General features: G+C 72.6%; 15 protein-coding genes and 1 pseudogene. 7 read left to right on the top strand and 9 right to left on the bottom strand.

Features of this window, described 5'->3' with window-relative positions:
• Positions 1 to 151 precede the first annotated feature (151 nt).
• From ACP4J0_RS27970 to ACP4J0_RS27945, 6 genes are all read right to left on the bottom strand, one after another.
• Positions 152 to 1042, bottom strand: a complete 891-nt coding sequence (locus ACP4J0_RS27970; RefSeq protein WP_426601492.1) for a siderophore-interacting protein — start codon at positions 1040 to 1042, stop codon at positions 152 to 154.
• A gap of 29 nt (positions 1043 to 1071) precedes the next feature.
• The gene (locus ACP4J0_RS27965; protein ID WP_426601491.1) at positions 1072 to 2118 is read right to left on the bottom strand and encodes an ABC transporter substrate-binding protein; all 1047 of its coding nucleotides are present in this window, start codon (positions 2116 to 2118) and stop codon (positions 1072 to 1074) included.
• Positions 2119 to 2238: 120 nt separating this feature from the next.
• Entirely contained in the window at positions 2239 to 3399 is a 1161-nt protein-coding gene (locus ACP4J0_RS27960; RefSeq protein ID WP_426601490.1) for an acyl-CoA dehydrogenase family protein, read from the bottom strand.
• Between the two features lie 5 nt (positions 3400 to 3404).
• Positions 3405 to 4370, bottom strand: a complete 966-nt coding sequence (locus ACP4J0_RS27955) for a hydroxymethylglutaryl-CoA lyase (protein ID WP_426601489.1) — start codon at positions 4368 to 4370, stop codon at positions 3405 to 3407.
• Entirely contained in the window at positions 4367 to 6307 is a 1941-nt protein-coding gene (locus ACP4J0_RS27950; RefSeq protein ID WP_426601541.1) for an acetyl/propionyl/methylcrotonyl-CoA carboxylase subunit alpha, read from the bottom strand. Before ACP4J0_RS27950 ends, ACP4J0_RS27955 begins: the two co-directional genes overlap by 4 nt.
• 49 nt (positions 6308 to 6356) lie before the next feature.
• Positions 6357 to 7973, bottom strand: a complete 1617-nt coding sequence (locus ACP4J0_RS27945; RefSeq protein WP_426601488.1) for a carboxyl transferase domain-containing protein — start codon at positions 7971 to 7973, stop codon at positions 6357 to 6359.
• 105 nt (positions 7974 to 8078) lie between these two features.
• Between ACP4J0_RS27945 and ACP4J0_RS27940 the strand changes: the two genes are divergently transcribed.
• The 4 genes from ACP4J0_RS27940 (at position 8079) to ACP4J0_RS27925 (ending at position 11924) form a co-directional block, all read left to right on the top strand.
• Complete coding sequence (locus tag ACP4J0_RS27940; RefSeq protein ID WP_426601487.1) at positions 8079 to 8774, top strand: TetR/AcrR family transcriptional regulator; 696 nt, start codon at positions 8079 to 8081, stop codon at positions 8772 to 8774.
• A gap of 120 nt (positions 8775 to 8894) precedes the next feature.
• Positions 8895 to 10052 carry an acyl-CoA dehydrogenase family protein gene (locus ACP4J0_RS27935; RefSeq protein WP_426601486.1) on the top strand — a complete coding sequence of 386 codons (1158 nt, stop codon included), beginning with the start codon at positions 8895 to 8897 and terminating at the stop codon, positions 10050 to 10052.
• Between the two features lie 10 nt (positions 10053 to 10062).
• Positions 10063 to 10935 carry an acyl-CoA thioesterase gene (locus ACP4J0_RS27930; protein WP_426601485.1) on the top strand — a complete coding sequence of 291 codons (873 nt, stop codon included), beginning with the start codon at positions 10063 to 10065 and terminating at the stop codon, positions 10933 to 10935.
• Between the two features lie 5 nt (positions 10936 to 10940).
• On the top strand, positions 10941 to 11924 hold the full coding sequence (locus ACP4J0_RS27925) for a cation diffusion facilitator family transporter (RefSeq protein WP_426601484.1): 984 nt from the start codon (positions 10941 to 10943) through the stop codon (positions 11922 to 11924).
• A 60-nt stretch (positions 11925 to 11984) separates the two neighbouring features.
• On the opposite strand, the gene ACP4J0_RS27920 is transcribed toward ACP4J0_RS27925, so the two are convergent.
• Both ACP4J0_RS27920 and ACP4J0_RS27915 read right to left on the bottom strand, forming a co-directional pair.
• Positions 11985 to 12773, bottom strand: coding sequence for a phosphatase (locus tag ACP4J0_RS27920; RefSeq protein ID WP_426601483.1), 789 nt, complete (start codon positions 12771 to 12773; stop codon positions 11985 to 11987).
• A 61-nt stretch (positions 12774 to 12834) separates the two neighbouring features.
• Positions 12835 to 14430: a PucR family transcriptional regulator ligand-binding domain-containing protein gene (locus ACP4J0_RS27915; protein ID WP_426601482.1), complete on the bottom strand. Its 1596-nt coding sequence runs from the start codon at positions 14428 to 14430 to the stop codon at positions 12835 to 12837.
• 294 nt (positions 14431 to 14724) lie between these two features.
• Here ACP4J0_RS27915 and speB point away from each other — a divergent pair, with 294 nt between their 5' ends.
• From speB to ACP4J0_RS27900, 3 genes and pseudogenes are all read left to right on the top strand, one after another.
• Complete coding sequence (gene speB, locus ACP4J0_RS27910; protein ID WP_426601481.1) at positions 14725 to 15714, top strand: agmatinase; 990 nt, start codon at positions 14725 to 14727, stop codon at positions 15712 to 15714.
• A complete protein-coding gene (locus ACP4J0_RS27905) occupies positions 15711 to 17396 on the top strand; it encodes a thiamine pyrophosphate-binding protein (protein ID WP_426601480.1) in 1686 nt (561 codons plus the stop codon). The genes speB and ACP4J0_RS27905 overlap by 4 nt, the downstream gene beginning before the upstream one ends.
• Positions 17397 to 17409: 13 nt before the next feature.
• A pseudogene (locus ACP4J0_RS27900) lies at positions 17410 to 17559 on the top strand (class F sortase); the annotation flags it as partial.
• A gap of 4 nt (positions 17560 to 17563) precedes the next feature.
• Here the strand turns inward: ACP4J0_RS27900 and ACP4J0_RS27895 are convergent.
• Positions 17564 to 18388, bottom strand: coding sequence for an endonuclease I family protein (locus ACP4J0_RS27895; protein ID WP_426601479.1), 825 nt, complete (start codon positions 18386 to 18388; stop codon positions 17564 to 17566).
• Between the last annotated feature and the right edge of the window lie 80 nt (positions 18389 to 18468).

Genomic DNA, 18468 nt, shown 5'->3' with positions numbered 1-18468 from the left:
CGACTTAGGTTAGCCTAACCTAATTGACCTTGTTCAAACGCGTGCCTGTACGTGACTGCCGTCACTCACGCCTCATCCGTGCGTCACGGAGGGTGAGTTGGCGCGCTGCGAGGCACGCGGGGCGTGCGGGGCATGGGGGGTGTGCGGGGCGTCAGCCCTGTTCGCGGAGCTGTTCCTCGGTCAGGCCCTGGCGCCAGTAGCCGACGAAGGTGACGCGGCGGCGGTCGATTCCGCGTTCGCCGACGAAGTGCCGGCGGAGCTGCTTGACGCGGCCGGACTCGCCGGCGATCCAGACGTACGGGTGTCCGGCGGGCGGCAGCTGGGCCGCGCGGAGGGCGGCGAGGGTCGTCCCGGGGCCGCTGCCGGCGTCCTTGACCAGCCAGGTGACCTCGGCGTCCGCCGCGGTCCGGAGGTCCTGCACGTCGTCGGCGTGCGGCACCTCCAGCCAGACCCGGGCGCGGGTGCCGGGCGGCAGCGCCTCGACGATGGCGCAGGCGGCCGGTACGGCGGTCTCGTCGCCCCAGATCACCACCAGGTCGGTGTCCTCGGGCGGCCGGAAGCGGATCGCCCGGTTGTCCGCGACCGCCGGGCCGAGCAGGACGACCCGGTCGCCGGGGGCGGCGCCGGCGGCCCAGCGGGCGGCGGGGCCCGCCTGGACCGGCGACTCCGGCTCGACGCCGTGCAGCTCGACCCCGTGCAGCTCGACGCCGTGCAGTACGAAGTCGATGTCGATCTCGGTGGTGTGCCCGTCGGCGTCCCGGCGCAGTGCACGGAGTGTGTACGAGCGCATCACCGCCCGGATGTCGTCCGGCAGTTCACGCCACCCCTGCCACCATCCGTCCCCCAGTTCGATGGGAACGGCGGGCTCCGACTGCCCCGGGTGCGGCAGGAACAGCGACAGGGACTGGTCCTGTCCGTCGGAGTGGAAGGCACGCAGGTCGGGGCCCGCGAAGGTGACCCGGGCCAGGGACGGGCCGAGCCGCCTCGTCCGTACGACCTGGAGGGAGAAGAAACGGAACGGGGCGGCCACGGCCGTCGTCATGGAGGGCTCCGGGAGGGAGGGCGGAAAGGTCAGCCGACCTTCTTGGCGTTCTCGATCGCCTCGGCCAGGTTGTCGAGGAGCGGCGTGCACTTGTCGTAGGACAGGATCGGCTCGGGGGAGCGGGAGATGACCTGGCCGGCCTTGACCGCGGGGAGCTGCTTCCAGGTGCCCTCGGTGATGTCGGCGGGCTGGATGGTGGAGGCGCGGTCGTCCATGATGATGACGTCGGCCGGGTACTTGTCGACGTTCTCCCAGCTCAGGGACTCGAACCAGCCGCCGGTCGCCTTCTTGGCCGCCTCGGAGGGCTCGACGAAGTTCACGCCGAGGGCCTTGAAGTACTCCAGGTCGACGGAGAGGTTGGTGCCGGAGACGTAGAAGAGCTCGGGGCTCGCGGAGCCGGCCAGCACCCTGATCTCGGGCCTGGCCTTGGCGGCGGCGCGCAGCCGGGCCGCGGCCTTCTCGAAGGCGGCCTTGGCGTCGGTGACCTTCTTGGCCTTCATGTCCGCGCCGAGCGACTCGGCCAGCTCCCACATGCGCTGGAGCGGCTGGGTGAGCTGGCGGTCGAACACGGAGATCGCGACGCTCGGGGCGAGCTTGGCGATCTTGTCCTTGGAGTCCTCCGGGACGGACCAGAGGGTGCCCGCGGTGTCGAACGTCGTGGTGACGAGCACCTCGGGGGCGAGGGTGGCGTACTTCTCGATGTTGAGCTTGCCCCACTCGTTGCCGAGCACGGTCACCTTGTCGACGTCGATGTCGCCGGCCTGGACGTCGGGCTTGCCGTCCTTGGTGGTGGTGGGCCCGAACACGCCCTTGACCTGGACGCCGTAGTCCCAGAGGGCGGCGGCGACGCCGGTGAAGGCGACGATGTTCGTCGGGACCTTGTCCAGCTTCACGGTCGTGCCGCGGTCGTCCTTGAAGGACCAGGGGCCGGACTTGGCGGCGGCCGTCCCGTCGTCGGAGCCACCGCTCTCGCCGTTGTCGTCGCCGCAGGCCGTGAGCGCGGCACCGAGTCCGAGGGCACCGCCGGCGGCGAGAATTCCGCGGCGGGTCAGGTGGGTAGCGCTGGCGTTGGGCATGGTGTGGCTGCTTTCGAACGGTGCGGAGCCTCCGCGGGACAAGTCGAAGGTAGGTTAGCCTAACCTCAGATCTTGTCCATAGGGCGGGGCTGAGACCTGCCCCGCCCGGACCGGCACCCCCTAGCTGACCAGGCCCAACTCCCGTGCGATCAGCATCCGCTGGACCTCGCTCGTGCCCTCGCCGATCTCCAGGATCTTCGCGTCCCGCCACATGCGGGCCACGGGGTACTCGTTCATGAAGCCGTAACCGCCGTGGATCTGCGTGGCGTCCCGGGCGTTGTCCACGGCCACCGTCGACGAGTACAGCTTCGCCAGTGCCGCCTCCTTCTTGAACGGCTCGCCGGTCACCAGCCGGGAGGCCGCGTCGCGCCAGGCGAGCCGGGCCGTGTGGGCCTTCATCTCCATGTCGGCGATCTTGAACTGGATGGCCTGGTTGGCGCCGATGGGCCTGCCGAAGGCGTGCCGCTCCTTCGCGTACTTCACCGACTCGTCCACGCAGCCCTGCGCCAGCCCCGTGCCCAGCGCGGCGATGGCGATCCGGCCCTCGTCGAGGATGCGCAGGAACTGCGCGTAGCCGCGGCCCTCCTCGCCCAGGAGGTTCGCCGCCGGGACCCGGACGTCGGCGAAGGACAGCTCACGGGTGTCCGACGCGTTCCAGCCGACCTTCGAGTACGGGGCGGCCACCGTGAAGCCCGGGGTGCCGGACGGCACGATGATCGACGAGATCAGCGGACGGCCGTCCGGCTTGCGGCCGGTGACCGCCGTGACCGTCACCAGGCCGGTGATGTCGGTGCCCGAGTTGGTGATGAAGCACTTGGTGCCGTTGATCACCCATTCGTCCGTCGCCTCGTCGAGGCGGGCCGTGGTCCGCGTCGCGCCCGCGTCCGAGCCGCCGTCCGGCTCGGTCAGGCCGAAGGCGCCGAGGATCTCGCCGGAGCACAGCCGGGGCAGCCACGCGCGCTTCTGCTCCTCGGTGCCGAACAGGTGGACCGGCATCGCGCCCAGCGAGACGCCCGCCTCCAGCGTGATCGCCACCGACGAGTCGACGCGGGCCAGCTCCTCCAGGGCGATGCCGAGCGCCAGGTAGTCGCCGCCCATGCCGCCGTACTCCTCCGGGAAGGGCAGGCCGAACAGGCCCATGCGGCCCATCTCCCGGACGATCTCGTACGGGAACTCGTGCCGCTCGTAGAAGTCGCCGATCTTGGGTGCCACGACGTCGTGGGCGAACTCCTCCACCGTGCGGCGGAGTTCCTCGAGTTCGGGGGAGAGCTTGTGGTCCATGGCTGTCACTTCTCCTGGTCGGAGTCGTCGCCCGGGCCCGCGAGGGCCCGGACGGTGCGGGACGGGCTGGGTCGGCCCAGGTGGGCGGCCATCCAGACGCTGGTGGCGACGAGAGAGCCGAGGTCGACCCCGGTGTCGATGCCGAGGCCGCGCAGCATCCACACGAGGTCTTCGGTGGCGAGGTTTCCGGTGGCGGACTTCGCGTAGGGGCAGCCGCCCAGTCCGCCGGCGGAGGCGTCGACGGTCGTCACGCCGTGCCGGAGGGCGGCGTAGGTGTTGGACAGGGCCTGTCCGTACGTGTCGTGGAAGTGGACGCCGAGCGTGTCCACGGGAACGCCGGCGTCGACGAGGGAGGTGAGCAGGGCGCTGACGTGGCCCGGGGTCGCCACCCCGATCGTGTCGCCGAGGCTCAGTTCGTCGCAGCCCATGTCCAGCAGGGCCCGGCAGACCTTCACCACCTGCTCGACGGGGACGGCGCCCTCCCACGGGTCGCCGAAGCACATCGAGAGATAGCCCCGGACGTGGACGTCCGCGCCCTTGGCCCGCGCCACCACCGGCTCGAACATGGCCAGCGCCTCGTCCACCGTCCGGTTCAGATTGGCCTTGGCGAAGGACTCCGTGGCACTGGCGAAGACCGCGACGCGGCGGGCGCCCAGCGCGAGGGCGCGGTCGAGGCCGCGTTCGTTCGGCACCAGGACGGGCAGCTCGACGGGCAGGCCGGCGACCGCCGGGAAGAGCTGCTCCGCGTCCGCCAGTTGGGGCACCCACTTGGGGTGCACGAAGCTCGTCGCCTCGATGGTGGTCAGGCCCGTGCCGGCCAGGCGGCGGATGAACTCCGCCTTCACCTCCGCCGGGACGGTCGCCTTCTCGTTCTGCAGGCCGTCGCGGGCGCCGACCTCGTGGATGCGGACACGGGCGGGCAGTCCTTCGGCCGGTACGGCCATGGGCAGGCCCAGTTCGGTGGCGTTCACGCCGTCTCCTCCTCGCCGTTCTCGGTCGGGGTGATGACCGCGAGTACCTGGTCCATGGCGACGGTCGTGCCCGGCGCCACGTCCAGCTCGGCGACCGTGCCGGCGTGCGGGGCGGAGATGACGTGCTCCATCTTCATCGCCTCCACGACCAGCAGACTCTGCCCGGCGCTCACCTCGTCGCCGACGGCGGCCTTCACCACCGTCACCGTGCCCGGCATCGGCGCGGTCAGCGAGTCGGCGCCCGCGTGGGCGGCACCGGTGAGGGAGGCGGCGACCGGGTCGTGGTCGCGCACGTGCCAGGCGTCGCCGTCGCGGCCCAGCCAGTCGGCGGCGCGGTGGAAGGTGTGCCGGACGCCGTCCAGGGTGACGGCGACGTGGTCGTCGGTGACGGTGTGGACGCCGCGCGGGGTGTGTTCCACCGGGTCGGTGACCCGCAGGTGGAAGGAGACCGGCTTCGGCTCGCCGCCCATGCGCCAGCCGCTCGGCACCGAGAACGGGTCCGTCCAGCCGTCCCCGCGCGGACGCAGCGCGTCCAGCCGTACGGCCGCCGCCGCCTCGTACACCTCCTCCGGTACGCCGGTGGAGACCAGGGAATCGACCTCCCGCTCCACCAGCCCGGTGTCCAGCTCGCCCGCCACCACCGCCGGGTGGGCGAGCAGCCGGCGCAGGAACCCGGCGTTGGTCTGCACGCCCAATGTCACCGTCCGCGCGAGGGCCGCCCGCAGCTTGCGCAGGGCGGTGGCGCGGTCGGGACCGTACGCGATCACCTTGGACAGCATCGGGTCGTAGAGGCTGCCGACCTCGCTGCCCTCGCTGAGCCCGGAGTCGGTGCGGACGCCGTCGCCCTCGGGCTCGTGCAGCCGCAGCACCGTGCCGCCGGAGGGGAGGAAGCCGCGCGCGGGGTCCTCCGCGCACAGCCGGGCCTCGATGGCGTGCCCGGTCAGCCGTACGTCCTGCTGCGCGAAGCCCAGCTCCTCGCCCGCCGCCACCCGCAGCTGCCACTCGACCAGGTCCAGGCCCGTGACCAGCTCGGTCACCGGGTGCTCGACCTGGAGGCGGGTGTTCATCTCCATGAAGTAGTACTGCGAGGGGTCCTCGCCCGGCACGATGAACTCCACCGTGCCCGCGCCCCGGTAGCCGCAGGAGCGGGCCGCCTGCACGGCCGCCTCGCCCATCGCGGCGCGGGTCGCCTCGTCGAGGAGCACGCTGGGCGCCTCCTCGATGATCTTCTGGTGCCGGCGTTGCAGGGAGCACTCGCGCTCGCCCAGGTGCACCACGTTCCCGTGGCCGTCGGCCAGGACCTGGATCTCGATGTGCCGGGGCCGGTCGATCCACCGCTCCACCAGCAGCGTGTCGTCGCCGAAGGAGGCGCGGGCCTCGCGGCGGGCGGCGGCGATCTCGTCGGCCAGCACGGCCGCGTCCCGCACCAGCCGCATGCCCTTGCCGCCACCGCCGGCCGACGGCTTCAGCAGCACCGGCGTCCCGATCTCCCGGGCGGCCTCCGCGAGCTGCGCGTCCGTCAGGCCGCTGCCGCTGGAGCCGGGGACGACCGGCACCCCGGCCGCCTTCACCGTCTCCTTGGCGCGGATCTTGTCGCCCATCAGGGCGATCGCGTCGGCGGGCGGACCGATGAAGACCAGCCCCGCCTCCTCGCAGGCCCGTGCGAAACCGGCGTTCTCGGCGAGGAAGCCGTACCCCGGGTGGACGGCCTGCGCGCCGGTGCGGGCGGCGGCCTCCAGCAGCCGCTCGACCGACAGATAGCTCTCCGCCGCCGGCGCCGGGCCGATCCGTACCGCCTCGTCGGCCTCCCGTACGTGCCGGGCGTCCGCGTCGGCGTCGGAGAAGACCGCCACCGAGCGCACGCCCATCGAGCGCAGGGTCCGGACGACCCGCACCGCGATCTCACCGCGGTTGGCCACCAGCACCGTGTCGAACATCAAGCTCCCCATCGCGCTTCCCATCGCGCTTCCCATCGAAGTCCCCTCCTCACATCCGGAAGACGCCGAACCGGGGCTCGCTCAGTGGCGCGTTGGCACACGCGGTCAGGGCCAGGCCCAGCACCTGCCGGGTGTCGGCGGGCTCGATCACCCCGTCGTCCCACAGGCGGGCGGTCGCGTAGTAGGCGTTCCCCTGGTGCTCGTACTGCGCGCGGATCGGCGCCTTGAAGGACTCCTCCTCCTCGGCCGCCCACTCCTCGCCCCGGGCCTCCAGCTGGTCCCGCTTGACCGTGGCCAGCACGGACGCGGCCTGCTCCCCGCCCATCACCGAGATCTTGGCGCCCGGCCACATCCACAGGAAGCGCGGCGAGTACGCCCGCCCGCACATCGAGTAGTTCCCCGCGCCGTACGACCCGCCGACCACCACCGTCAGCTTCGGCACCCGCGTGCACGCCACCGCCGTCACCATCTTGGCGCCGTGCTTGGCGATGCCCCCGGCCTCGTAGTCCTTGCCGACCATGAACCCGGAGATGTTCTGGAGGAAGACGAGCGGGACGCCGCGCTGGTCGCACAGCTCGATGAAGTGGGCGCCCTTCTGGGCGGACTCGGAGAACAGGATGCCGTTGTTGGCGACGATGCCGACCGGGTGGCCGTGGATGCGGGCGAAGCCGGTGACCAGGGTCTGCCCGTACTCGGACTTGAACTCGGCGAACCGGGAGCCGTCCACCACCCGGGCGATGATCTCGCGCACGTCGTAGGGGGTGCGGGAGTCGACCGGGACCACGCCGGACATCTGCTGCGGGTCGACCTTCGGCTCCACGGCGGGCTCCACGCCCCACGGGAGCGGGCCGCGCCCGGGCAGGGTGGAGACGATCTGCCGCACGATCCGCAGCGCGTGCGCGTCGTCCTCCGCCAGGTGGTCGGTCACGCCGGACACCCGCGAGTGGACCTCGCCGCCGCCCAGCTCCTCCGCCGTGACCACCTCGCCGGTGGCCGCCTTCACCAGCGGCGGGCCGCCCAGGAAGATCGTCCCCTGATCGCGGACGATCACCGCCTCGTCGCTCATCGCCGGGACGTACGCGCCGCCCGCCGTGCAGGAGCCGAGGACGGCCGCGATCTGCGGGATGCCGGCGCCGGACATCCGGGCCTGGTTGTAGAAGATCCGCCCGAAGTGCTCGCGGTCGGGGAAGACCTCGTCCTGCATCGGCAGGAAGGCGCCCCCGGAGTCCACGAGATACAGGCACGGCAGCCGGTTCTCCAGGGCCACCTCCTGCGCCCGCAGGTGCTTCTTCACGGTCATCGGGTAGTACGTGCCGCCCTTGACGGTGGCGTCGTTGGCGACGATCACGCACTCCCGGCCGCCGACCCGGCCGATCCCGGCGATCACGCCGGCGGCCGGGGCCTGCCCGTCGTAGAGCCCGTCGGCCGCGAGCGGCGCCAGCTCCAGGAACGGCGAGCCCGGATCGAGCAGCGTGTCCACGCGGTCGCGCGGCAGCAGCTTGCCGCGGGCGGTGTGCCGGGCCCGCGCCCGCTCCCCGCCGCCGAGCCGGGCCGCCGCGAGCTTCGCGCGCAGCTCCTCCACGAGGACGCGGTGCGCCTCCTCGTTGGCCCGAAAGGCCTCTGAGGCGGGATCCGCCGCCGTCGTCAGCTCCGGTGCCTCGTGCATCCTGCGGTCCCCTCACCCGATGGTCGATCGGTCGATCGGTTAATGAGCGTTAACGCATTTCCCTCAGGTTAACGACCGCTAACCGCCCTGTCTAGAATTGATCCCATGGCCACCAGAACCGACGCCCCCACCCGCCGCGAGCAGATCCTCAGGGAGGCCGCCCGGCTCTTCGCCGAGCGCGGCTTCCACGGGGTCGGCGTCGACGAGATAGGGGCCGCGGTCGGTATCAGCGGCCCCGGCCTCTACCGGCACTTCGCCGGCAAGGACGCGATGCTCGCCGAGCTGCTGGTCGGGATCAGCGACTCGCTGCTGACCGGGGCCAAGCGGCGGCTGGCGGAGGCCGAGGGGGTGAGCGGCTCCGGTGCGGGGCCCGGGGCCGGTTCCGGCGCGGGTGCCAGGGCCGGTTCCGGCGCGGGGGTCGGGGGCGGGGTCGGTTCCGGTGCCGGGGCGGGTCCCGAGGCGGTCCTCGACTCGCTCATCGAGGGTCACATCGACTTCGCGCTCGACGACCGCCCGCTCATCACCCTGCACGACCGCGAGCTGGACCGCCTCCGGGACACCGACCGCAAGCTGGTGCGGCAGTTGCAGCGGCAGTACGTCGAGCTGTGGGTCGGCGTGCTCCGCGAGGTCTACCCGGCGGTCGCCGAGCCCGCCGCCCGCTCCGCCGTCCACTCGGTCTTCGGCCTCCTGAACTCCACCCCGCACCTGGGCCGCTCGGGTTCCCTGCCGGGCCGTGCGGTGACGGCGGCGCTGCTGCACCGGATGGCGCGGGGGGCGTTCGCGGCGGTGGGGGAGGGCTGACGCCCGACGGGGCCGGGGAGTGACGAGGGTTACCCGCGCCCCACTCTGGACGCCTCTCCCTACCCGCCGGTACGGTGAAGTCTGAGCAAGCGCTTAGATACGTACCCTGGAGGTGGCGCGGTGCGCCGTACGGTGTTCAACGAGGACCACGAGGCGTTCCGGGAGACCCTCCGCGCCTTCATCGAGGCCGAGGTCGTCCCCGTCTACGACGAGTGGTTCGCCGCGGGCCAGGCGCCGCGCGAGTTCTACTACAAGCTCGGTGAGCTGGGCATCTTCGGCATCAACGTGCCCGAGGAGTTCGGCGGCGCCGGCATGGACAGCCACAAGTTCGAGGCCGTCCTCTACGAGGAGACCGCCCGCGCGGGCGTCCAGTTCGGCGGCTCCGGCGTGCACGTGCTGCTCGCCCTGCCGTACATCAACATGCTGGCGACCGACGAGCAGAAGAAGCGCTACCTGCCGAAGTTCGTCACCGGCGAGGAGATGTGGGCCATCGCGATGACGGAGCCGGGCACCGGTTCCGACCTCGCGGGCATGAAGTCCACCGCCAAGCTCTCCGAGGACGGCACCCACTACGTCCTCAACGGCGCCAAGACCTTCATCACCGGCGGCGTGCACGCCGACAAGGTGATCGTCTGCGCCCGCACCGACGCCCCCACGGCCGAGGACCGCCGCCACGGCATCTCCCTGTTCGCCGTGGACACCAAGTCCGAGGGCTACTCGGTGGGCCGCAAGCTGGACAAGCTGGGCCTGCGCACCTCCGACACCGCCGAGCTGGCGTTCGTCGACGTCAAGGTGCCCGTCGAGGACCTGCTCGGCGAGGAGAACAAGGGCTTCTCCTACCTCGGCCACAACCTGGCCTCCGAGCGCTGGGGCATCGCCTACGGCGCCTACGCGCAGGCCAAGGCCGCCGTCCGCTTCGCCACGCAGTACGTGCAGGAGCGCACCGTCTTCGGCAAGCCGGTCGCCCACTTCCAGAACACCAAGTTCGAGCTGGCCGCCTGCCAGGCCGAGGTGGACGCCGCCGAGGCCGTCGCCGACCGCGCGACCGAGGCCCTGGACGCCGGCGAGCTCACCCCCGCCGAGGCCGCCAGCGCCAAGCTGTTCTGCACCGAGGTCGCGCACCGCGTCATCGACCGCTGCCTCCAGCTGCACGGCGGCTACGGCTACATGAACGAGTACCCGATCGCCCGCCTGTACGCGGACAACCGTGTCAACCGCATCTACGGCGGCACCAGCGAGGTCATGAAGATGATCATCGCGAAGAACATGGGCCTGTGACCCTCGGGGCATGAGCGAAGCACTCCAGTCCCTCCTCGATCTGCTCGACCTCGAGCGGATCGAGGAGGACATCTACCGCGGCCACTCCCGCTCCGCCGTCGTCCCCCGGGTCTTCGGCGGGCAGGTGGCCGCCCAGGCGCTGGTCGCCGCCGGGCGCACGGTCCCCGCCGACCGGCACGCGCACTCCCTGCACGCGTACTTCCTGCGCCCCGGGGACCCCGGCGCTCCCATCGTCTACAACGTCGACCGCCTGCGCGACGGCCGTTCCTTCACCACCCGCCGGGTGGTCGCCGTCCAGCACGGCAAGCCGGTCTTCGGCCTGTCGGCGTCCTTCCAGACGTACGAGGAGGGCCTCGACCACCAGGCCCCGATGCCGCCCGCCCCGGACCCGGCGACCCTCCCCACCGGCGAGCAGCGGCTGCGGAGCTACCCGCACCTGCCCGCCGAGACGGTGGAACGCTTCCTGGAGGCCCGCGCCGCCGTCGACCTCCGCTACGTCGACGACCCGCCCTTCGGCGACTTCGGCACCCCGCGCGAGCCGCACTCCCAGGTGTGGTTCCGCACCAACGGCAAACTCGCCGACGACCCCCTCCTGCACGTCGTCCTCGCCACCTACGTCTCCGACATGACCCTCCTCGACTCGGTCCTGCTCGCGCACGGCCGCGGCGGCTGGGCCGTCGGTGACGTCGTGGGGGCCTCGCTGGACCACGCGATGTGGTTCCACCGGCCCTTCCGCGCCGACGAGTGGCTGCTGTACGACCAGGAATCACCGTCCGCGTCCGGCGGCCGCGGCCTCGGCCAGGCCCGCATCTACACCCAGGACGGGCGGCTGGCCCTCTCGGTCATCCAGGAAGGCGTGGTCCGCGTTCCTCGGGAACACTGAGGGGCATGGCGGAACCCGGGCGCGAGCGGCACGAGACGAACGGCGGCGGCGACAGCACCTTCACGGTGCTCGTCGCCGCCCTCGCCAATCTGGGCATCGCCCTCGCCAAGGCGGTGGCCGGCGTGATGAGCGGGTCCAGCGCGATGCTGTCGGAGGCCGCGCACTCGGTCGCCGACACCGTCACCGAGGTCCTGCTGCTGACCTCCCTCAAACGCAGCGCCCGCCCCGCCGACGAGGACCACCCCCTCGGGCACGGCCCCGAGCGCTACATCTGGGCGCTGCTCGCCGCCGTCGCCACCTTCGTCGGCGGCGCGGTCTTCGCCCTCTACGACGGCTTCCACTCCCTCACCCACGGTGAGGAACCCGGCGATCCGCTGGTGGCGTACGTCGTCCTGGCCGTCGCCTTCCTCCTGGAGGGCTACTCCCTGCGCACCGGTCTGAAACAGGCGCACGGCGAGGCCCGCCACTACAAGGTGCCCTTCGGCCGGTATCTGCGCCGCACCCCCGACACCGCGGTGAAGGCGGTCGTCATGGAGGACTCCGCCGCCCTCGTCGGGCTGCTGCTGGCCGCGGGCGGCCTGCTCGGCGGTCAGCTCACCGGCTCCCACGTCTGGGACGGCGTCGCCTCGCTCTGCATCGGCGCCCTGCTGCTGTACGTCGCCTGGGTGCTCGGCCGTTCCAACGCCGAGTTCCTCATCGGCCGCCCGCTGCCCCGCACCGTGCGGGACCGGATCAGGGCGGAGCTGGTGGCCGTCGAGCACATCGACGCCGTACTGGAACTGACCACGCTCGTGCAGGGCCCGCGGGAGGCGCTGGTCGCCGCCAAGGTCGACTTCCGGGACGTGGCGACGGCGGCGCAGATCGAGTGGGCGTGCGAACGGGCCGAGCAGCGGCTGCGGGAGGAGTTCCCCGTGGTGCGCCGGGTCTACCTGGACCCGACGCCCGGGTTCGCGCAGCGCCGCTCGGAGGGGCTCAACCCCTGGCCGTGAACGGGCCGTCGGGGCGGGAGGGAAGGCGGAGAGGCGGCGGGGCCGGCGGGGCGGCGGGGGCTACTTCAGCCCGGCCTCCGTCAGCAGGTACGCCGTCATCGGGTCGTAGTAGCGCGGGCTGACCACGTGGTCGTCCAGCGGCACCGCGACCTGGAGGGTGCCCTCGGACTCGGCGAGGAAGAGCGCCGGGTCGTTGCAGTCCGCGTAGCCGACGGAGTCGACGCCGTGCTGACCGGCGTAACCGGCCCAGCCGTGGTCGGCGACGACCAGGTCGGGCAGCGGACGGCCCGCACGTTCCAGGCCGGTGAGGATGGCCTTCATCGGTTCACCGGAATGGGTGTGCCACAGCGTGGCGCCGTGTTCCAGCACCGCCACGTCGGCGAACTGCTGGACGTACCCCTCCTCCGTCGTCAGCCCCTCGGGGATCACGACGATCTCGCATCCGGCGGTGCGCAGCGCGTCGGCCGTGGCGCGGTGCACGTCGAGCAGGCCGCCCGGGTGGCCGGTGGCGAACAGCACCCGCTGCCCGCCGTCCGCCGCCTTGCGCAGCCGGCCGGCCATGCGTTCCAGCGCGGCCACGGTCAGTTCGGGGTCGATGGTGTCCTGGCCGTACCGGTATTCGGGGTCGTCGTTGACGCCGACCCGCTCGGCCATCACCGCGAGCACGTCCTGCTCGTCAGTCCAGCGGTCGCCCAGCTCCAGGCCGAGCCAGAAGCCCCGGTCGCCGTTCGCCAGCTTGCGGTAGTGGGAGAGGTTGTTCTCGCGGGGCGTGGCGACGTCGCCCGCGATACGGGTTCTGACGAGGTGTTCGGCGAGTTCGGCGCGGCTGGGTGTCCCGGGTATCGGCATGGCTCCATTGTGGGGCAGCCGCCGCTCGGCGTCTTCGGCACGGCGCACGCTGGGACGCGGGTCACCTTCGCAGCGCGAACCACAACTCCATCCGTACGTCCGGGTCGTCGAGGTCGGTGTCCAGCAGTGCCGCGCAGCGGGCGATGCGTTGCCGGACGGTGTTGCGGTGCACGGACAGGGCGACGGCGGTGCGGTCCCAGCTGCCGTGCAGGGAGAGCCAGGTGCGCAGTGTCTCGGTGAGCGCGGGGACGGCCGCGACCGGCGCGAGCAGCGCCCGCGCGTGGGCCTCGGCCTCGCCGTCCGGCACGAGGTCGGCGAACGCGGGCCGTGCGCCGTGCCGGACCAGCGGCACCCGGGTGGCCCTGGCCCGGGCCAGCGCGCGGGCCGCCTGGGCGTCGGCGGCCGGCCACTCGGCGGGGGCGACGGGGGCGCTGACGCCGAGCGTCCAGCCGGGCTGAGCGGCGGGGCCGGGGCGGGCGGGAGCCTTGGGTCCGGTGGGGCGGGCCGGGTCGGTGGGGCGGGCCGGGTCGGTGGGGTTCGCCGGGCGGCCGTCCTCCGGCCCGGCCGGGACCAGTACCCGCACGACGTCCCCGGCCGCGTCGACCAGGGGCGAGCCGAGGGCCGCGCCCAGCGCCGAGGCGGCGACCGGGCCGGGAGTGCCGGTGTGGGGGTGGGCGTGGACGACGTGCCAGCGGGCGGCACCCTCGCCGTCCCCGCCGCCGAGCAGCGGCGCGACCTCCTCGGGGCGGGCGCCCAGCAGCAGTCGTACGAGCGCGGAGGAGCGGGCCGCGCCCGTGCCGCCGCTCCGGTGTTCGCCGGTGAGGAGGGAGAGCAGGACGGCGGCGACCGACGCGATGGTGTGGTCCCCGGGTTCCCGGTGCGGGGCGGCGACCGCGAGGACGAAGCCCCGCCCGGTGCCGAGGGCGTACGCGGCGAGGCGGGTGCCGGCGACGGTGTCCGTGGCGGTGGTGGGGGCGTGGCCGGTGACGAACCGGGCGAGCTCCGCCAGCGCCCGCCGCACCTCGGCCCCGGGTTCCCGTCCCGCCGCCGCGATCTCCGCGCCCTCCGGCCCGTACAGCACCGCCCGCCCGTCGAGCCGGCCGGCCAGCCGGCGCAGTACCGACGGCACCGGGTCCGGACGGGAGGCCGCGGCGGCCAGGCCCTGCTGGGCTTCGGCGACCCGGCGCAGCTCGGCCAGCCGGGCCTGCGCCATCAGCTGCCACACCGCGCGGACCACGCCCGAGAACGTCGTCCGCGGCGGCACCTCCACCAGCGGCAGCCCGTACGCCTCGCAGGCCGCGACCAGCGCCCCCGGCACGGTGTCGTGCACGGGCGCCACCCCGAAGCCGAGCGCGGCACCGCCCGCCGCCACGATCCGGGACACGTAGCCGTCGAAGTACGGCCCCGAGCCGGCCCCCTCCGGGATGTGCACGCCCGCCGTCAGCAGCAGCTCGCCGCCCAGCAGGTACGGAAAGGGGTCGGACATCTCCGAGGTGTGCGCCCAGCGGATCGTGACGTCCGCGGCCGGGGGCCCGGCGAGCTGCCGCAGGGCCAGGTCGTCGCGGGCCAGCAGGGCCGCGAGGGACACCGGGGGCGTGGGAGGTCCGGGAGGCCCGGGAGGGCCGGGAGGCGCGGGTGGAACGGCCGGTTCCTGCATGGTGGACGTTTCCTCCCTCAAAGCGAGCCCGAGTGGATGAAACGTACACTTCGCAGCCGCTTTTCAACCACCTAGTGTCATTCCGGACCCAACGCGGCCCCAACGCGGCCCCAACGCGGCCCCAACGCAGACCGAATGCGAACCAAATGCGGACCGAATGCGGACCGAATGCGGAGGAGAAGGCGGTCCGCGCGGACGCCCCCGAAATCCTGTCCGAACCGGCATTCCCGGCTCACCAGTAGAGTCGGACAGCAGCAGTACATACGCGACGAAGCGTAAGAAGGAAGGCAGTACATGAGCAGCAACGAGACGCCCCGCGGACCCGTCGACTCCTCCCGCGTGCCGCGGTACGCGGGTCCCGCGACCTTCGCCCGGCTGCCGCGCCTGGACGAGGTCGGTACCGCCGACGTCGCCGTCGTCGGCGTGCCGTTCGACTCGGGTGTCTCGTACCGGCCGGGCGCCCGCTTCGGCGGCAACGCGATCCGTGAAGCCTCCCGCCTGCTGCGCCCCTACAACCCGGCCCAGGACGCCTCTCCCTTCGCCCTCGCCCAGGTCGCCGACGGTGGCGACATCGCCGTCAACCCGTTCAACATCAACGAGGCCGTCGAGACCGTCGAGGCCGCCGCCGACGACCTCCTCGGCACCGGCGCCCGCCTGATGACCCTGGGCGGCGACCACACCATCGCCCTTCCGCTGCTCCGCTCGGTCGCCAGGAAGCACGGCCCGGTCGCCCTGCTCCACTTCGACGCCCACCTGGACACCTGGGACACCTACTTCGGCGCCGAGTACACGCACGGCACGCCGCTCCGGCGCGCGGTGGAGGAGGGCGTCCTCGACACGTCGGCCCTCTCCCACGTGGGCACCCGCGGCCCCCTGTACGGCAAGCAGGACCTCACCGACGACGAGAAGATGGGCTTCGGCATCGTCACCTCCGCCGACGTCTACCGCCGCGGCGCGGACGAGGTCGCCGACCAGCTCCGCCAGCGCATCGGCGACCGCCCCCTCTACATCTCCATCGACATCGACTGCCTGGACCCCGCGCACGCCCCCGGTACCGGCACCCCCGAGGCCGGCGGCATGACCTCCCGCGAGCTGCTGGAGATCCTGCGCGGCCTGGCATCCTGCAACCTGGTGTCGGCCGACGTCGTCGAGGTGGCCCCCGCGTACGACCACGCGGAGATCACGTCGGTGGCCGCCTCCCACACCGCCTACGAACTGACCACCATCATGAGCCGCCAGATCGCCCGGGCGCGCGCGACGGACCAGGAGACCGAGAACAAGTGACCCACGACCACGACCTGGTGCTCCGCCCGACCGCCGCGCAGACGGAGGCCGCACTGAACCCTCCCGGCGGCCGCACCGGCGGAGACCTGGTCGTGGAGACCCTGGCCGGGCTCGGCGCGACCACCGTCTTCGGCCTGCCCGGCCAGCACGCCCTCGGCGTGTTCGACGCGCTGCGCCGCTCCGACCTGCGCTACATCGGCCTGCGGGTGGAGAACAACGCCGGTTTCGCGGCGGACGCGTACGGCCGGATCACCGGTGAGGCGGCCCCGCTGCTGCTGTCGACCGGCCCGGGCGCGCTCACCTCGCTGGCCGCGCTCCAGGAGGCGCGGGCGGCCTCCGCGCCCGTGCTGGCGATCGGCAGCCAGGTCCCGACGGCGGGCCTGGGCGGCGGACGCCGAGGCTACCTGCACGAACTCCCGGACCAGGCGGCGTCCTTCCGCGGCGTGGTGAAGTCCGTCCACACGGCCCGCACCCAGTCCCAGATCCCGTCCGCGATCGCGGAGGCGTGGACGTCGGCGCTGACCGTGCCGCACGGGCCGGTGTGGGTGGAGATCCCGCAGGACGTCCTCCTGGCGCGGACGTCGATCCCGGTGGTGACGGGCGGCGACACCTTCCCCGAGGAGCTGCCGCCGCGCCCCGAACTGACGGCGGTCGCCGCCGACCTGCTGTCGCGCGCGGAACGTCCGGCCGTCATCGCGGGCGGGGGAGTCGTACGGGCGGACGCGTCGAAGAAGCTGCGGCAGCTGGCGGAGCGGCTCCAGGCCCCCGTCGTCACGACCTTCGGCGGCAAGGGCGCGTTCCCGTGGACGCACCCGCTCTCCCTCCAGTCCTGGCTGGAGGACCGCCACACGACGGACTTCCTGGAGGACGCCGACGTACTGCTGGTGGTCGGCTCGGGCCTCGGCGAACTGTCCTCGAACTACCACACGTTCGAGCCGCGCGGCCGGGTGATCCAGATCGAGGCCGACCTCGGCAAACTGGAATCCAACCACCCGGCCCTCGGCATCCACGCCGACGCCCGCCTCGCCCTCCAGGCGCTCCTGGAGACGGTGGAGGAGCGTCCCGATCCCACGGCCCCGGAGCGTGTACGGGAGGTACTGGGCAAGGTCCGCGAGCGCATCGCGTCCCAGGAGCTCACCCTGGAGCAGGACGTGCTGGCGGCAGTCCGCGGGGCCCTTCCGGCCGGCGCCCCGTCCTTCTGGGACATGACCATCCTCGCCTACTGGGCGTGGTCGGCCTTCGACGCCAAGGCCCCCAACACGATGCACTCGGCCCAGGGCGCGGGCGGCCTCGGCTACGGCTTCCCGGCGGCGCTGGGAGCCGCGGTCGCCGATCCCACCCACCCGGTGCTGGCGGTGTCCGGCGACGGCGGCGCCCTGTACTCCGTCGCCGAACTCGCCACGGCCCGCCAGTACGACCTGAACGTCACCTGGCTGATCGTCGACGACGGCGGCTACGGCATCCTGCGCGAGTACATGACGGACGCCTTCGGGCAGCCGACGGCGACCGAGCTGACCGGCCCCGACTACGTGGCGCTGGCGGAGTCCTTCGGTGTGCCGGGCGTACGCACCTCTCCGCGGACCCTGGAGGCGGACCTGGCGAAGGCGCTCGCCTCGCCGGGTCCGTCGGTGGTCGTCCTCCCCGCCGTCCTGCGGATGTTCGCGCCGACGCACCTGGACTGACGGCATCACCCTGCTGGAACAGGTCCACAAGGACGCGTTCCCCACCGAGAAGGTCTACGGCAGGACCGACGGCCCCGAGTTGCGCCTGATCACCTGCGGCGGCGAGAACACCGACGGCCACCGACCGGACAACATCATCGTGTGCGCCGACCTCGTGGGCTGACCGCCTACCAGATCGCCTCGACCCACTCCGGGTGGTCGACGAACGGGTTGCGGTTGTGCTGGTAGGAGTCGTAGATGACCTGGTTGCGGCGCTCCTCGAAGGCGTCCGGCGGGTCCTCGTCGTTCCACGCCTTCAGTACCGAGAGCTTGCCGATGTACGGGCTGCTGCCGTTGCCGACGCTGCCGTTGACCTCCAGGTCGGCCCAGCCGTCGCCGCCCTCGTACCGGACCGCCATGTAGAAGATCATGCGGGCCACGTCGCCCTTGACGGCGTCGCGGGGTTCGAAGGAGTCGGAGTCGGTGAGGCTGCCGCCGCTGTCGGTGAAGCCGCTGCCGCCGTTGTCGAAGTCCTTGTTGCCCCGGATGCTGTTGACCCGGACGTCCTCGGGACGCAGGTGGTGCAGGTCCGTGCCGGGCCCGGTCGAGGTGCCGAAGTCGCCGTGGGACTTGGCCCACACGTGCTCGCGGTTCCAGTCGCCGGTGTCGCCGCCGTTCAGCGACTTGCTGCGGGAGATGCCGGAGTAGAGCAGGATCACCTTGCCGCTGTCGGCCGGGTCCTGGTCGGTGGACTTCAACGCGTTCCAGACCGCCGAGTACGAGAGCTTCGTCTGGTCGCTGATGATCGTGTGGAGCGAGGACTTGAGGCTCTCGCCCGTCTTGCCGACCGCGTTCCTGTAGTACGTCGAGTCGTAGTCCGAGGCCGTCGTCGCCGGCGCGGCTGTCGTGGCCGTGGCCGGGGTGGCGGTCAGCGAGGGGGCGGCGAGGGCGGTGAGGACGGCGGCCGTGGCGAGGGCCACCGCTTTCCGGTGGCGTATGCGTATAGCGAGCATGGGGTGTCCGATCTACGCGGGTTGACTGGAGCGGTACGACGAGCGTGGCATGGACATGTAGGAGGTGGGGTGTACGGAGA

It is taken from the genome of Streptomyces sp. WG7 (assembly GCF_049975785.1).
Lineage (GTDB): Bacteria > Actinomycetota > Actinomycetes > Streptomycetales > Streptomycetaceae > Streptomyces.
The sequence above is the reverse complement of the archived record's forward strand: the minus strand, read 5'-3'. Positions and strand labels throughout refer to the sequence as shown.

Bases quoted from the DNA above. Each gene is read 5' to 3' on its own strand.
- ACP4J0_RS27950 (WP_426601541.1), bottom strand. From the start codon at position 6,307: ATGTTCGACACGGTGCTGGTGGCCAACCGCGGTGAGATCGCGGTGCGG.
- ACP4J0_RS27965 (WP_426601491.1), bottom strand. From the start codon at position 2,118: ATGCCCAACGCCAGCGCTACCCACCTGACCCGCCGCGGAATTCTCGCC.
- ACP4J0_RS27920 (WP_426601483.1), bottom strand. From the start codon at position 12,773: ATGCCGATACCCGGGACACCCAGCCGCGCCGAACTCGCCGAACACCTC.
- ACP4J0_RS27970 (WP_426601492.1), bottom strand. From the start codon at position 1,042: ATGACGACGGCCGTGGCCGCCCCGTTCCGTTTCTTCTCCCTCCAGGTC.
- ACP4J0_RS27960 (WP_426601490.1), bottom strand. From the start codon at position 3,399: ATGGACCACAAGCTCTCCCCCGAACTCGAGGAACTCCGCCGCACGGTG.
- ACP4J0_RS27930 (WP_426601485.1), top strand. From the start codon at position 10,063: ATGAGCGAAGCACTCCAGTCCCTCCTCGATCTGCTCGACCTCGAGCGG.
- ACP4J0_RS27940 (WP_426601487.1), top strand. From the start codon at position 8,079: ATGGCCACCAGAACCGACGCCCCCACCCGCCGCGAGCAGATCCTCAGG.
- ACP4J0_RS27915 (WP_426601482.1), bottom strand. From the start codon at position 14,430: ATGCAGGAACCGGCCGTTCCACCCGCGCCTCCCGGCCCTCCCGGGCCT.
- ACP4J0_RS27925 (WP_426601484.1), top strand. From the start codon at position 10,941: ATGGCGGAACCCGGGCGCGAGCGGCACGAGACGAACGGCGGCGGCGAC.
- speB (WP_426601481.1), top strand. From the start codon at position 14,725: ATGAGCAGCAACGAGACGCCCCGCGGACCCGTCGACTCCTCCCGCGTG.
- ACP4J0_RS27945 (WP_426601488.1), bottom strand. From the start codon at position 7,973: ATGCACGAGGCACCGGAGCTGACGACGGCGGCGGATCCCGCCTCAGAG.
- ACP4J0_RS27895 (WP_426601479.1), bottom strand. From the start codon at position 18,388: ATGCTCGCTATACGCATACGCCACCGGAAAGCGGTGGCCCTCGCCACG.